The organism is Facklamia sp. P13069 (genome assembly GCF_050409405.1).
Lineage (GTDB): Bacteria > Bacillota > Bacilli > Lactobacillales > Aerococcaceae > Facklamia.
This window is the reverse complement of sequence record NZ_JBNUPN010000005.1, coordinates 1-13,996: the sequence shown is the minus strand read 5'-3', so window position 1 is coordinate 13,996 and position 13,996 is coordinate 1. Positions and strand designations below refer to the sequence as shown.

The window sequence follows — 13,996 nt, the reverse complement described above, 5'->3', positions numbered from 1 at the left end:
AGCTCCTTTCAAGAGGGTTAAAGACTGACGGTTTTCTTTTTTGCTTGGAATACTAGGGATAATAAAGCGATTGACAAAAAGATGATTATATTGATTAAAACACTCACTTTATGATTAGCTATTATCATTGATAAACCAAAAGCGATGATAAAAATTAGTAATTGCAATGCAAGATAAACCTGATGATTTTGCCAAAAATTTAACCCTGAGATTCTCTTTATTAAAATATCACGACGGAACTGGTTAAAATAAACTTGATTCATACAAATGAAAAGTAATAATGAGGATAAACATGCGAAAAAGGAAGCAAACAAATGAGTGATTAAATGAGTTTTATAATTAGTAATTTTTTCCAAGTATGTTTGTCTTGAATTAACCAAATAAGATATCTTAGAATATAAATCATATTTTTTTAAAAGACGAATTGTTTCATCATACCCTGTATACTTAATATTTTTAGCGGCATTAATCGTCCAATGCATATATGAAGGCAAAGTGCTACCGGTAGATTCAGGTGACATTACAACAATAATTGGCTGAGATAGATACTGTTGATTTGAAACAGTCTCTTTTGAAAAATTCTCTGTATTGTACAAGAACACGGAATTCAAACGATCAGAAAAAAAAGTAATCGGCTTTACATCATATAATATTTTAGAATCGTTTTCGACGCCTTCACGACTGAAGGTGGTTAGATAATTCATAAAGTGATCTTCAATAGGATTTTTTAAATGTTCAAGTTCTCTCGGAAGGATAAGACCAAATTCTCCTAGACTTAAATGATTAAATCTTTCAATTTTTTCTTCAGATAAATCAAGTTTTTCTCTCTTGACATAATTCGGACTTACAAACATTACTTTATTAAATAGGTTAGCATCTTGAGTTGGACCTGGATTAGAAAACCCATTTTCTTCCAAACCATTATTTTGAACTTTGATAAAGAAAGCATCCTGCTCATTGAATGCTTCTTGGGTAAAAGAATACCATTTTTTGAAGGATTGTTTGTCATGTTTAGAAGAATTTATCAACGGCGCGAGCCCAAATTTAATATCAAATAACTCAGCATTACCTTCCCATTTATTAGAAGCTGCCCGGAGAGTATGTAGTGAATCCGCAAGGGTTAAAGATTGATCGATCGTATAGCCTAAAATAATTACAGAAAATACTTGACCTAATAGCATGAAAATTACCAGAAAACGATAGGGTAATTTTCCTTTTATAATTGAATAAAGCCTGTATTGGTCAGTATAGATATAAAATATTAGACTCAAACAGAGATTTAAAAACAAAAGGATGCTATTAAAAATTATTAAAGAATAGAATATAATGCTAAAAAGATACCACGTTGAATGTCCGATTATTTTTAGCAAAAGGCCTGAAAGACAGGTTGTAATAAATATCATCATAATAACATAGCGTATATCCTGAGATATCAATTGGTGATAGATTGTCTTTGTAGTTGCACCTGAAATTCTTTTGATGCCTATTTCTTTTGCTTTTTTTATAATTTGTATTAAAGTCAGTGAAAAATAAGTCAACAGTAGAATTGCTAGCGTGATGATGATAGAGGAATTTAAGTACAAATCCTTTGCATTTTGAAAAGAACTCGTCGCAGGAATAACCATTGTATTAGCTCCATATTGTTCAAAATATTCCTTCAGGATAGATTGAGAGGAAGCTCCTTCGAAAACTAAGTAACTTGCTGCTAAATCACTATTTTGAATACTCTCGTTAGTGGCTTTAACTATTTTAGCGGGCAATTTTTTATCACCGTAAAGGGCATAAGTAAAATTTGTCTGGCCAGATTCATTTGGTTCTACTATTCTTTGGCCCACGAGAATTTCATGTTGTTGTGCAAAATCATGTAATGCTGCTTCAAATTCATCCCGCTGAATATTTTGATCAAAATTTATGATTTGAACCCCTGGATACTGAGAAAAAGTAAATATCTCAGCGGAAAAATTAATAACATTTATAACTAGTAGTAACATGATTAAATTTGATAAGGTAATATATATTTTTTTCACAAGATACCTTCCTTTCAGCCATGATTAACTGTTAATCCAGAAGAAATGATCGAAAGCACTTTTCAACTATCAAAGGGTCTTGAAAAGTTAATCGTTCGCTAACAAAATTTTACCGAATTTCCAAATTACTTTCTAGCCCCTTCATTAATTATTATAAAAGTGGGCTGTCATAAAAAAAGTATGCTTAACGCTCAAAGTAGTCCCGAAAGTGGAAAGAGAGTTTACCAACATTCTTTCACCGGAGTGTTATGCCTTTCTAAACAAGCAAGAAACAGATCCATGAATGAAAGATAAAAAGATACGTTGCAAATAAAACACTATTTTTAACATTTTATATTTGAGGCGTTCAAAATATTGAATGTGAGGAGTTTTTGACTGTAATTAGTATGCTCTATTGACTAGGATCCGCTTTTTGATTGAGTAGAACAATGTATCTTATTAAGAAAACGTTTTATATTCGAAATACTTTTTCATTTGCGTAAAAATGCGTTATATTAGTATTAACCGAAATGAATTTGTTGGAGGTGTAATAAGATGTCTAGTTATTCCTATCCATTAAATGAAGATTGGTCAAGTCAAGAAATTACGATCGTTGTTGATTTTTTAGCAGGGGTTGAATCCGCCTATGAAAGAGGAATTAGAGTAGAACGGATTAAAGATAAGTATCGAGCATTTAAAGAAATTGTCAATTCGATAAGTGAAGAAAAACAAATTGATCGTGAATTTCAAGCGGCTTCGGGATACTCTATCTATCGATGCATGCAAAAAGCTAAAACATTGAAAGATTCCCAAACGTTAAAAATGCCTTAGGAGGTCACTATGGATTTTCAATTACATCAACGTGTAATATCTTGGTTAAAAACAGCTGGGGACTCGTTGATCGCTTCCTTGAATACCAATTTAATGGTTGAAGAAAAAACGAACGCAAGTGATTTAGTCACACGGATGGATAAAGAAGTAGAAGCCTATTTTACCCAACAAATTAACACTTACTATCCCGACCATCGTGTATTAGGCGAAGAAGGAAAGGGACATTCGATTAAAGAGACTCATGGAGTCTTATGGATAATTGACCCGATTGATGGAACTTTGAATTTTGTCAAGCAAGGGCGTTTTTTTGGCGTCATGATTGGTATATATAAAGACGGTCGGCCGCTAGCGGGCTATATCTATGATGTAATGCAAGGCGATCTTTATTATGGGTTTGTCGGTCAAGGCGCTTTTTTGAATGATCGTCCTCTGATACCATTAGAAATTAATTCGTTAGAGCAAGGGCTTATGGTGACAAACGCCCACATTTTAGTTGAAAACCAATTTAATAGTCAAGCATTATTACATGCATCTCTGGGTTCAAGGTCTTATGGTTGTGCAGCTTATGAAATGATTTCCGTTATTAGAGGGGAATCCGCTTTTTATTTAGCAAGTCGTTTAATGCCGTGGGATTTTGCAGCGGGAGTAGCAATTTTAGAATCTTTAGGTTTTAAGTATAGTCAACCTAACGGACAGGATCTGAACCTTTTAACAGCGAATCCTGGTCTCTTCTCTAACGCTGCAGTTTATGAGGAAGTATTACAGATAATTAATTCAAAAGAAAATTAGGAGAATTTAATGAAAATAAGAAATGACATAAGAAATATTGCAATCATTGCCCACGTTGACCATGGTAAAACCACTTTGGTTAATGAGCTCCTTAAGCAATCGGATACTTTAGATGCTAGAGCTCAGATAGACGATCGTGCAATGGATCGCAATGATATTGAAAGAGAACGTGGCATTACCATCTTAGCTAAAAATACAGCTGTAAATTACAAGGGAACACGGATCAATATCATGGATACGCCTGGACACGCAGACTTCGGTGGTGAAGTAGAACGTATTATGAAAATGGTTGATGGCGTTATCTTGGTAGTAGATGCTTATGAAGGTACTATGCCTCAAACACGCTTTGTGTTGAAGAAAGCCTTAGAAGAAGGTAAGACTCCTTTAGTGGTTGTTAATAAAATTGATAAGCCATCGGCTCGTCCGGAGGTAGTTGTTGATGAAGTGCTTAACCTATTGATTGAATTAGGCGCAGATGATGATCAATTAGAGTTCCCAGTTGTTTATGCTTCAGCTATTAATGGGACTTCTTCGCTTTCTAGTGATTTGCAAGACCAAGAAAATACCATGGATCCAATTTTTGAATCAGTAATTGAACATATTCCAGCACCAATTGATAATTCAGATGACCCACTGCAGTGTCAAGTCACCATGCTTGATTACAATGACTTTGTCGGCAGAATTGGAATCGGTCGCGTTTTCCGTGGCAAGATCAAAGTTGGGGATGCGGTAACGGTTATTAAGATTGATGGCTCTAAGAAGAATTTCCGGGTGACAAAATTATATGGTTTTCTTGGATTAGACCGAATTGAAATTAAAGAAGCGATGGCCGGAGACTTAATTGCAATTTCTGGAATGGATGATATTTATGTAGGAGAAACGATTGCTTCAGTTGATAATCCAGAGGCTATGCCATTGCTTCATATCGATGAGCCAACTCTAGAAATGAACTTCTTAACCAATAATTCTCCATTCGCTGGCCGTGAAGGGAAGTATGTTACTGCGCGTAATTTGGAAGATCGTTTGATGCAGGAATTGCATACAGACGTTTCTTTAAATGTTACGCCAACAGACTCGCCAGATACTTTCAAGGTGGCTGGACGTGGGGAGTTACATTTATCGATCTTAATCGAAAATATGCGACGTCAAGGCTATGAATTCCAAGTCTCACGTCCGCAAGTGATTATAAGAGAAATCGATGGCGTTAAGTCAGAACCATTTGAACGTCTTCAAATCGATACCCCGGAAGAATACATGGGGGGCATTATCGAGGCTATCAGTAATCGTCGGGGTGAAATGGCAGATATGGTTCACTCTGGCAATGGACAGATTCGTCTGGTCTTTTCAATTCCAGCTCGTGGTTTAATTGGTTTCTCAACCGAATTTATGTCTTTAACAAGGGGATACGGCATTATGAACCATACTTATGATGAGTACCGTCCGGTGATTAATGTAGAACTTGGTCAGCGTCGTAACGGAACCTTAGTTTCCATCGATAGCGGTCAAGCAACCACATATTCAATTATGAATCTTGAGGATCGTGGAACGATTTTTGTTGAACCTGGTACGGAGGTATATGAAGGAATGATTGTTGGCGAACATAATCGTGAGAATGATTTGACGGTTAATATCACTAAAGCAAAACAATTAACGAATGTCCGTTCAGCTAACAAAGACCAAACAGCTGTGATTAAATCCACTAAAAAAATGACATTGGAAGAAGCTATACAATTCATGGCAGATGATGAATATTGTGAAATTACACCAATGGCAATCCGTTTACGCAAACGTATTCTAGACAAATCAACCCGTGAAAAAGCGAAAAAAAATAAAAAATAATATAAACATAGAACTCGAAGATAATAAAAGAGTATCTTTGGGTTCAATGCCTTTGTGAATAGATATATAAGCATATTTCTTTGTCTGACTATAGTGGCATGATATGATAAAGATCATAACAGAATTAGGAGGAGTAAAAATGACATTCAAATTACCTGAATTACCCTATGCATATGATAATTTAGAGCCCGCTATTGATCAAAAAACCATGGAGATTCACCATACTAAACACCACAATGGTTATGTTACTAAATTAAACGCAGCCGTTGAGGGAACCGAGTATGCTGACCAATCGATTGAAGAAATTATCAAGAGCTTAAAATCACTTCCAAGTGATATTCAAACAGCTGTTCGCAACAATGGTGGAGGCCACTATAACCACTCGCTATTCTGGGAATCATTACAAGCTCCTCAAGAAGACAACAAGCCTTCTGGAGACTTAGCTAAGAAAATTGATGAAGAATTTGGGTCTTTCGAAAAATTCCAAGAAGAATTTACAAAAGCTGCAACCGGTCAATTTGGATCAGGTTGGGGTTGGTTAGTTAAAGATGGCGACAAACTAAAAGTTTTAGGCACTCCAAATCAAGACAATCCTTTAACTGAAGGTTTAACTCCTTTATTAGGTTTAGACGTTTGGGAGCATGCTTACTACTTAAACTATCAAAATAGACGTCCGGACTACGTTAAAGCTTTCTGGTCTATTATTAATTGGGACAAAGTTGCAGAACGCTTTTCAGCATAATATTTATGAATAAATAAGTATAATGATTATTTTTAAAACTATCTATTTAGTTTTCACTTACTTTCCAAGTTTTTAAACTTAAGAAAAGTAAGTGCTTTTTTAATTCCTAGTCAGAGTAAATCCCGATCTTATTTTCATAAATACCCACTACTGATGCTTTATGCTATAATGTTTTTAGCGAATTAGAGAGGAATAATTATGGAAAACAAAGTCTTTCACATCACTCCTAAAACTAGAGAAGTAGATTCTAAAGAAATGAATAAAGAGCGTTTTATCACAAGCTTTAAGAAAAAATTTGATCTATATGGAAAGGGCGATAAGTTACTAAGTCTTATTGTCATTGTTTTACTACTTTTTTCCATGTTAGCCGTCTTTTCTTCTACCATGTCACAAGATCCATTAGCCATGGTGAAGAAGCAAGCCCTCTCAATTTTGATTGGTTTTTGCATGATTTTACTCGTTCGGCTTGTTCCAAACGGATGGTTTTCTAACATCTTTTTAATTAATATACTCAATTTTCTAACAATGGTTTTAATTTTTTATGCTACTTTCTTCGGTCAGGAAGGAGGAGGGGCATCTTCTTGGATCAATATTGGAGGATATAATTTTCAACCTTCTGAGCTATTTAAAATAGCTATGGTGCTCACATGTAGTCGACTGGCTGTTTATTTTAAAAGAACTTATCTGATAGCACTAGAAAAGTCTTCTTTTTGGTATATCATTTTGCCCTTTGGTTTAATGATAATATCGGCAATGTTTGTTTTAATTCAGCCTGATGTAGGCACAACAGTACTTATTGGTTTTTGTGCTTATTCTCTGTTTATGATTTTTAATTTATCAAGAAAGAAGAATATTCTTTCTCTGTTATTTTTTATTGTTGTTACTATAGTTATCTATATTGTTTCAATATACTTTGCAGACTATTTTGTGGGTACTGGAAGGCACTTTTTTGAACGTTTAGGATCTTTCATTGATCCGTTTAAATATCAACATGGGACAGGCTATCAAGTCATTCAATCCTATAAAGCAATCGCTAATGGTGGCCTTTTCGGTGTGGGCTTAGGTCAAGGAGTAATAAAAGAAATGCTTCCTGCCGCTCATACAGATTTTATTTTATCAGTGATAGCAGAAGAGACAGGATTGCTAGGGGTAAGCGCTGTAATCTTAACATTACTTGGTTTAGTTTTTTACTTACTCAGAACAGCCAGTATGATGAGTAAATTGTTTCACCGTATTTGTATTACGGGATTTGCTATTTTAATCTTTACGCAAACATTTGTAAATATTGGAGGATTGACAAGTTTAATCCCCCTTACTGGAGTGACACTTCCCTTTATATCGTATGGAGGGACGAGCATGGTAGTCAATTTGATAATAATAGGCATTGTTCAAAAATTCATCAGTGAAGAAGCTCGGATGAGACAAACAACTAATCGCTCAAAAGTATCCAATTTGAAAGGTGGACGCTAATGACATTTGAAGCAGTAAAAAGAAAATCGCTTGTTGTATGGTTATATAGTCTTAAACAATGGAAGCAATTAAGAAAATATGGCACAGTACATTATTTAAGTGAACGCTTGAAATATGCCATCATGTACGTGAATGATTCTCAGCTTGATGAAACTTTATCTTCTTTGCGTAAATTAAATTTTGTGCGGGAAGTAGAGGTTTCATACCGAGATGATATCGATATGACTTTTAAAGATGCTATAAAGGATCGAATTGATCCTGATTTAAAAGCAGAAGAGGAAGAAGAGGTTTCCTTTGACGAATTCTTTAAAGATCTCGCCCAAGAAATCGTCCCAGAAGCAAAAGATAAGAAGTAGGTGGTATGATGCGAGTCATTGCAGGAAGTTATCGATCTCGACCTTTAAAGGCGGTTCCCGGGAAAAACACACGGCCTACAACCGATAAAATAAAAGAATCGATGTTTAACCTTTTGGCTAATCGATTACCGATTGATGGCTATTGTTTGGATTTTTACGCGGGATCAGGAGCTTTGGCCATAGAGTCTGTTTCAAGAGGACTGGCAGGAGCTGTTATGTGCGAGAAAGATCGGCGAGCCGTTTTAACGATTAAAGAAAATATAAAGATGACAAAAGAAGAAGAAAAGTTTGTACTTCTAAGTGGCAAAAACCGGACAAAGTTATTAGATTGGGGTCTAAAAAACCAACGAGCCTTTGACCTTGTATTTCTTGATCCCCCTTACGCTGAAAATCAAGTTGAGCAAGACTTAGAGTGGTTAATCAAAAATGATTTTCTAAATCCGAGTTGCTTAATAGTTCTTGAGGCTGACGAAGTGCATTCCGTAAAAGAAATCCCTAATTTTCTTGAATTAAAAAATAAAAAATATGGGATTACAGTCATTCGAATATATCAATACCAAGGTGAGGAGAGCGAAGAGTATGAGTAAAAGGGTAGGTGTTTTTCCTGGTTCATTCGACCCCTTAACATATGGACACTTAGATTTGATTGAGCGATCCAGTCAATTGTTTGATGAAGTAATCGTATTAATTGCAGTGAATACCACAAAAAAGACCGTCTTTACAGTTGAGGAGCGAAAACTTTTAATCGAAGAGGCTACAGCAGCATTTAAAAATGTAAAAATTGATTACTTAGAAGATGGCTTAATTGCTCATTACTATCAAAAAGTTAAGGCGATTTCCCTTATTCGGGGAGTACGCTCGGCACAAGATTTTGAATATGAAGCGAATATTGCGACTGTTAATCGAACCCAACTCCCAGGCCTTGAAACAGTTCTTTTATTTGCGAATGAAAATTATCGCTATTTAAGCTCCAGTTTAATCAAAGAAATCGCTTATTTTGGTGGAGATATTTCGCAAATGGTTCCTCCAAATGTTGCCCAAGCACTTGCTCAAAGGATAAAATAAAAAGAGATATCCAAAGCTTATTTTAAGACCCTCAGTATTTTGATGCTGGGGGTCTTAAAAGCGCCTTTAAGAAATTCTCCTTGTATTTAAGATTGTCAAGTGAGGAGGAAAGTCATGAAGTCTTATTTTGAAGAAAGTCAAAAAGCGTCTGTTTATGCAAAAATTAGAAATAAGCCATTTTTATTGATATTAGTTGCTTGTGTATGTGTTTTTATGATGCTAAATCAAAACAATTTATTAAGGGATACTGTTGATTTACAAGCAGAAGAGCATTCACTAGCATTGGAAATGACCAGTCAAGAAAATGAGACCACTGTATTAAAACAACTTTATGTAGATTTGAAGGGAGCGGTTATGAAACCAGGAGTTTATCAATTACAGCAAGGATCACGTTTAATTGATTTAATCGATAAGGCTGGAGGTTTTACTGAAGATGCGGCACAAGACAGCTTAAATTTAGCGTTACTGTTAGAAGATCAGATGATGGTTACAGTATATAGTCAGTCGGAATGGGATACCCTAATCATAAACGAGCAATCACAGCAGAAAACATCGGCCTTAAACCAGGAGTTAATGTTGGTAGGATCTTCTAATAAAGAGGAGAGGCAAACACTCATTAATATTAATACAGCAGATCAAGCAGAATTAGAAACTTTGCCACAAATCGGTCCTTCTAAAGCTCAAAAAATCATTCAGTATCGCCAGGACCATGGTTCTTTTCAAGCCACTGAAGATATTTTACAAGTTTCAGGCATCGGTCCAAAAACCTTTGAAGGATTAAAAGACCTTATTACAGTAGGGCTTCAGCAATGAATAAATTGACAAGTTGTCGTTATCACTGGACTTTAATTGCTATGCTAATTAGTTTGTTTTTATTGTTTCTTATACATTCCACCTTGTCTTTCTTCATTCTATTTTGTTTAAGCCTTATACGAATTATTAAGTGTGATAATAAGGCCGTAATCATTTTAGCTGTCTTTTTTTTATTGTTAGTGTTCGTAAGGCATCGGTTTTTAGAAAACAAGTTACAAGAACAACTTTCTATGCTTAATGACCAAGAAAAAATTGAAGCCACTATAACTATCAATCCAAACCAAATCCAACAAAGTGAAAATACCTTTTATGGTGAAGTCTTCTTAATTATCGAAAATGATACCACTTTCCCTGTGACAGTGACCTATTGGAATGAGGAAGCTTTGCAAGAAAATTTACCTGACTTAACCCTTAGCTCCTATCGTTTAGAAATAGAAGGCGAAATTAAGCAAGTAGAACCTAATCGCAATTTTGATCTTTTTAACTATCAAAGTTACTTAAAAAGAAAAGGCATAGCTTGGGGGGTGGAGGTAAAGAAAATTAAAAAAATTTCATTGAATCAATCTAATTTAATCAACCATCCCTTAGTATTACTTGCTAATGTTAGAGCAAGGTTAACACATTATATAAGAAAATGTGGTCAGATTCCTTTAGTTAGTATTCATAATAAATTACTCTACAATTTAAATTCCACAGTTTATCAAGATTATAAACAGGCCTTTATGACTTTAGGAATTTTACACTTTTTCTCAATCTCAGGTTTTCATGTCAACTATCTCCGAAGAGTTCTCAATACTATCTTATTAAGAATAGGTATTTCTCCTCTAGTAAGTAAAAAAATCAATTTTATACTTTTAACCTTTTTTGCATGGTTAGTAGCTTGGCCTATAGGTGTTATCCGTTCTATGTCGGTTATTATAATTAATGATTTACGCAAAAGGTTTGATTGGCCACTTTCTTCTTTAGATGTTTTGTCAGTAATTTATATAACCCTCCTAATTATTAATCCCTTCAATATAAAAAGTTTAGCCTTTCTTTTATCATTCATAATGTCGTATCTGATTTATTTTTATCAAGGAAGTATAGTCGATAGCCTTTCAACTACTTGGCAAGAAAAAAGTGAACTAACTTTATTTTGTTTCTTATTTTCATGGCCCCTTTTACTCTCAAGTACTTATACCATTAATTTTTTACAGCTAGCAGTCGTGCTTTTATTTACGCCTATATTCGAAAGATGGATTTTGCCAAGCATGTTCTCTTTTTCAATTTTATTATATGTTAGTCAGTACTATCCAGCTTTATTAAAGTTCATTACTTATCTATCTAATGTCTTCCAAAGAATGTGGGAATTCCTTTCGCTTCATTCTGTTATAGAAAGCGGGACAATCTTATTAGGAAACGGAAACTTTTTCTTACCAATCTTTTTACTTGGTATAGCTATTATTTGGTTTTATTATTTAAAAAGCAACCCAAAATTAGCTTGGCAATCTTTAATTATCGGTTATTCAATCGGAATATTATTTTATCCTTATCTTGATCCACGTGAGCGAATCATCGTTTTAGATGTAGGGCAAGGAGATGCTTTACTCTATAAAAAGGCTTTTTCAAAAGAGGCTTGGTTAGTTGATACCGGAGGGAAGATGGCTAGCTACCAGGAGAAAAATAAATTGGATACTCAATTTGCTTTAAAAAATGTCATTCCAGCTTTAAAATCACAAGGAATTGCTAGTTTGGAAGGCGTCATTATCACTCATCCAGATATCGACCACCTTGGTAATTTGATAACACTTATCCAAGAGATTGAAATAAAACATTTGTATTATTCAAAATTCACTAAAGAGTCAGCAATATGGCAAACCATGGCAAATAAAATTCCTAATCAGACCCAGCATCACATCTTAAATCCGGGAACTAAGGTGAGGGTAGGAGGAAATCAAATTGAGATAATTTGTTTGGATATGCCTGCGAGTCTTAAAGATGATTTTAGTAATGCTTCTTCGCTAATCACTTCTTTTGTAATAGACGATAAAAAATTTCTTAATATGGCAGATCTACCAATTGAGCTAGAAAAATCTTTGTTACAAGTTTTTTCAAGTGAAAAAATAGACGTTTTAAAAATTGGTCATCATGGTAGTAAAACTTCTACTAGTGAAGATCTATTAGACCAACTGCAACCAGAATTAGCGCTCATATCATCTGGGAAGGACAATCCTTATAATCATCCTCATAGTGAAACAATTGAAAAATTAGAAAAAAGACACCTTAATTATTTAGATACACAAGATGTCGGTGCTATCGAAATTTCATACTTACCTTTTTATGGCTGGTCAATTAGAACAGCAATAAACAAGGAGAACTTAAATATACAGATTAGAAATTCACATTTACTATATTAGCGATATATGATATATTTTAAAAAACTGAAGTAAAGGGAGGTTTGTGATGAACATAATAGTCTTTATCTATGCATCTATAGTGTTTATAACTGGCATTTTAGGAATAAAAAATGGGCTCAATATTTCAAAGATAACGTTGACTGTTATTGATTTGCTATTTCTTTTGACCCTAATGAATTTATGGTCAAGCTTGAAACCTTTAGACATTGCTATTTCTATCTTGTTACTAGCCCTTTCCATTACGCTCTATCGCGATCGATTGGTAAGTAGTCGACAAGCTAATATAAGTCATCATCTTTTGCGTTTAATCATCCATTTTATTCTAATATACTTTTTATTTAACTAAAAATTGACAGATAATTCTTATTTCGTTACATTGGAAGCAATATAAAGGAGGAATTCCATTGGAAAAAATACCAAGTTTTACCATCAATCATTTAATCTTAAAACCCGGTATCTACTTGTCTCGAACAGATGAGATTGGTGGAAGAAAACTACATACTTATGACTTACGTTTCACAGCACCAAATGTTGAACCCGTAATGAATACAGCAGAAATACATACAATTGAGCATTTAGCAGCAACTTTTTTACGTAATCACGAAAAATATAAAAAGGAAGTCATTTATTTTGGACCAATGGGCTGTCGTACGGGCTTCTATTTAATTTTAACGGACGCCTTAGAAGGGCTAGAAGTTTTGAATTTAATTAAAGAAACCTTTAAATTCACAGCAGACTTTGAAGGGGAGATACCTGGTGCTACTGCCAGAGATTGTGGAAATTATCTCGATCAAAACCTACCAATGGCTAAATATCAAGCAAAGCGATATGTAAAAAATCTTGAAAAAGTGACTGATTTAAGCTTTACTTATCCCGAATAGTTTTTCAAAAATAAATGCAGGTTTACAATGGAGTTTAAAATGAAACTTCAACAAACCTGCTATTTATTTGACTGTGTAGTGATATAATTAATCAGTAATTAATTGGTCTCTTTCAAAGTCGAATTCAACTGCTGGATATTGAATGGTTTGGTGAAACAGCTCTTATAGCTTTTCGCATCCAAATCACATCAATAAAGCGTTCAGCTTTGCGCACTAATTTTGGGAAAGTAAGCATAGGTTTAAAGCCTTCTTTTTCATGAAAGCTTAGAGAGCGATAATTATCAGCGACAATGGTAGAAATGATGTATTCGATATTAGTTTGAGAGAGCATCAACACTATCACCGTATAAAGTTCATGACCGCCCCCCTTTACTGGACAACCTTCAGCTGTCTAGATTGAAAGTAAAGTAGCCTGAGGCAAAAAGGCTTTATAAAAACCACTAAGGTAAGCAAAGCCAATCACTTCATTTCCATGTTGAAAGCCTAATTTACCATCGGTTTTATAGACGGTTAGTCGTCGACTAATTGAGCGACGTGTTAAACCGAGCTCCACCTGGGCTCTGGCTTTTGATTTTCGGCCCTGTGCAACCGATTGAATGACGGCATATTTTCTTTGTTCGAACATTATTAAATAACTCCCCATCTAACCCCCCTGAAGGAAGTATAACTCAGAAGTGGGACATTTTGATTTGTGTTCTCTTGAGACATTATCATTTACGTTTAACAAATTTTTTAGATTTTTATTGGAATGGATGTCAACCGTAAATGAAAATGTCCTGAAATTTTAAAAATTTGCGGGATAAAACTA

14 protein-coding genes and 1 pseudogene are annotated in these 13,996 nt (G+C 34.5%); 12 read left to right on the top strand and 3 right to left on the bottom strand.

Features of this window, described 5'->3' with window-relative positions; translation table 11 throughout:
• Positions 1–17: 17 nt before the first annotated feature.
• On the bottom strand, positions 18–2,027 hold the full coding sequence (locus ACQV2T_RS02250) for a DUF1430 domain-containing protein (RefSeq protein ID WP_428893185.1): 2,010 nt from the start codon (positions 2,025–2,027) through the stop codon (positions 18–20).
• Between the two features lie 534 nt (positions 2,028–2,561).
• Between ACQV2T_RS02250 and ACQV2T_RS02245 the strand changes: the two genes are divergently transcribed.
• From ACQV2T_RS02245 to ACQV2T_RS02190, 12 genes are all read left to right on the top strand, one after another.
• Positions 2,562–2,837 (top strand): UPF0223 family protein, encoded by a 276-nt coding sequence (locus ACQV2T_RS02245; protein ID WP_428875364.1) that lies wholly within the window; start codon positions 2,562–2,564, stop codon positions 2,835–2,837.
• Between the two features lie 9 nt (positions 2,838–2,846).
• Positions 2,847–3,626, top strand: a complete 780-nt coding sequence (locus tag ACQV2T_RS02240) for an inositol monophosphatase family protein (protein WP_428875365.1) — start codon at positions 2,847–2,849, stop codon at positions 3,624–3,626.
• Positions 3,627–3,635: 9 nt separating this feature from the next.
• Positions 3,636–5,465 (top strand): translational GTPase TypA, encoded by a 1,830-nt coding sequence (gene typA, locus ACQV2T_RS02235; protein WP_428874312.1) that lies wholly within the window; start codon positions 3,636–3,638, stop codon positions 5,463–5,465.
• A gap of 139 nt (positions 5,466–5,604) precedes the next feature.
• Entirely contained in the window at positions 5,605–6,207 is a 603-nt protein-coding gene (locus ACQV2T_RS02230; RefSeq protein WP_428874313.1) for a superoxide dismutase, read from the top strand.
• 198 nt (positions 6,208–6,405) lie between these two features.
• Complete coding sequence (locus ACQV2T_RS02225; protein WP_428874314.1) at positions 6,406–7,677, top strand: FtsW/RodA/SpoVE family cell cycle protein; 1,272 nt, start codon at positions 6,406–6,408, stop codon at positions 7,675–7,677.
• Positions 7,677–8,033, top strand: coding sequence for a YlbG family protein (locus ACQV2T_RS02220; RefSeq protein WP_428874316.1), 357 nt, complete (start codon positions 7,677–7,679; stop codon positions 8,031–8,033). The genes ACQV2T_RS02225 and ACQV2T_RS02220 overlap by 1 nt, the downstream gene beginning before the upstream one ends.
• Before the next feature lie 5 nt (positions 8,034–8,038).
• Positions 8,039–8,620: a 16S rRNA (guanine(966)-N(2))-methyltransferase RsmD gene (gene rsmD / locus ACQV2T_RS02215; RefSeq protein ID WP_428874317.1), complete on the top strand. Its 582-nt coding sequence runs from the start codon at positions 8,039–8,041 to the stop codon at positions 8,618–8,620.
• Complete coding sequence (gene coaD, locus ACQV2T_RS02210) at positions 8,613–9,098, top strand: pantetheine-phosphate adenylyltransferase (RefSeq protein ID WP_428875366.1); 486 nt, start codon at positions 8,613–8,615, stop codon at positions 9,096–9,098. The genes rsmD and coaD overlap by 8 nt, the downstream gene beginning before the upstream one ends.
• A 114-nt stretch (positions 9,099–9,212) precedes the next feature.
• Positions 9,213–9,911: a helix-hairpin-helix domain-containing protein gene (locus ACQV2T_RS02205; protein WP_428874321.1), complete on the top strand. Its 699-nt coding sequence runs from the start codon at positions 9,213–9,215 to the stop codon at positions 9,909–9,911.
• Positions 9,908–12,307, top strand: a complete 2,400-nt coding sequence (locus ACQV2T_RS02200) for a DNA internalization-related competence protein ComEC/Rec2 (RefSeq protein ID WP_428893184.1) — start codon at positions 9,908–9,910, stop codon at positions 12,305–12,307. The genes ACQV2T_RS02205 and ACQV2T_RS02200 overlap by 4 nt, the downstream gene beginning before the upstream one ends.
• Before the next feature lie 46 nt (positions 12,308–12,353).
• Positions 12,354–12,653: a hypothetical protein gene (locus ACQV2T_RS02195; protein WP_428874322.1), complete on the top strand. Its 300-nt coding sequence runs from the start codon at positions 12,354–12,356 to the stop codon at positions 12,651–12,653.
• 58 nt (positions 12,654–12,711) lie between these two features.
• Positions 12,712–13,188 carry an S-ribosylhomocysteine lyase gene (locus ACQV2T_RS02190; protein WP_428876612.1) on the top strand — a complete coding sequence of 159 codons (477 nt, stop codon included), beginning with the start codon at positions 12,712–12,714 and terminating at the stop codon, positions 13,186–13,188.
• A gap of 124 nt (positions 13,189–13,312) precedes the next feature.
• On the opposite strand, the pseudogene ACQV2T_RS02185 reads toward ACQV2T_RS02190, so the two are convergent.
• Together ACQV2T_RS02185 and ACQV2T_RS02180 are read right to left on the bottom strand one after the other, a co-directional pair.
• A pseudogene (locus ACQV2T_RS02185) lies at positions 13,313–13,543 on the bottom strand (N-acetyltransferase family protein); the annotation flags it as partial.
• A gap of 36 nt (positions 13,544–13,579) precedes the next feature.
• A complete protein-coding gene (locus tag ACQV2T_RS02180; RefSeq protein WP_428874325.1) occupies positions 13,580–13,831 on the bottom strand; it encodes a hypothetical protein in 252 nt (83 codons plus the stop codon).
• Positions 13,832–13,996: the final 165 nt, after the last annotated feature.

Excerpts from the sequence above, each read along its gene's own strand:
- ACQV2T_RS02195 (WP_428874322.1), top strand. The coding sequence starts at position 12,354 with ATGAACATAATAGTCTTTATCTATGCATCTATAGTGTTTATAACTGGC.
- coaD (WP_428875366.1), top strand. The coding sequence starts at position 8,613 with ATGAGTAAAAGGGTAGGTGTTTTTCCTGGTTCATTCGACCCCTTAACA.
- ACQV2T_RS02200 (WP_428893184.1), top strand. The coding sequence starts at position 9,908 with ATGAATAAATTGACAAGTTGTCGTTATCACTGGACTTTAATTGCTATG.
- ACQV2T_RS02245 (WP_428875364.1), top strand. The coding sequence starts at position 2,562 with ATGTCTAGTTATTCCTATCCATTAAATGAAGATTGGTCAAGTCAAGAA.
- ACQV2T_RS02225 (WP_428874314.1), top strand. The coding sequence starts at position 6,406 with ATGGAAAACAAAGTCTTTCACATCACTCCTAAAACTAGAGAAGTAGAT.
- ACQV2T_RS02230 (WP_428874313.1), top strand. The coding sequence starts at position 5,605 with ATGACATTCAAATTACCTGAATTACCCTATGCATATGATAATTTAGAG.
- ACQV2T_RS02220 (WP_428874316.1), top strand. The coding sequence starts at position 7,677 with ATGACATTTGAAGCAGTAAAAAGAAAATCGCTTGTTGTATGGTTATAT.
- rsmD (WP_428874317.1), top strand. The coding sequence starts at position 8,039 with ATGATGCGAGTCATTGCAGGAAGTTATCGATCTCGACCTTTAAAGGCG.
- ACQV2T_RS02205 (WP_428874321.1), top strand. The coding sequence starts at position 9,213 with ATGAAGTCTTATTTTGAAGAAAGTCAAAAAGCGTCTGTTTATGCAAAA.
- ACQV2T_RS02240 (WP_428875365.1), top strand. The coding sequence starts at position 2,847 with ATGGATTTTCAATTACATCAACGTGTAATATCTTGGTTAAAAACAGCT.
- typA (WP_428874312.1), top strand. The coding sequence starts at position 3,636 with ATGAAAATAAGAAATGACATAAGAAATATTGCAATCATTGCCCACGTT.
- ACQV2T_RS02180 (WP_428874325.1), bottom strand. The coding sequence starts at position 13,831 with ATGGGGAGTTATTTAATAATGTTCGAACAAAGAAAATATGCCGTCATT.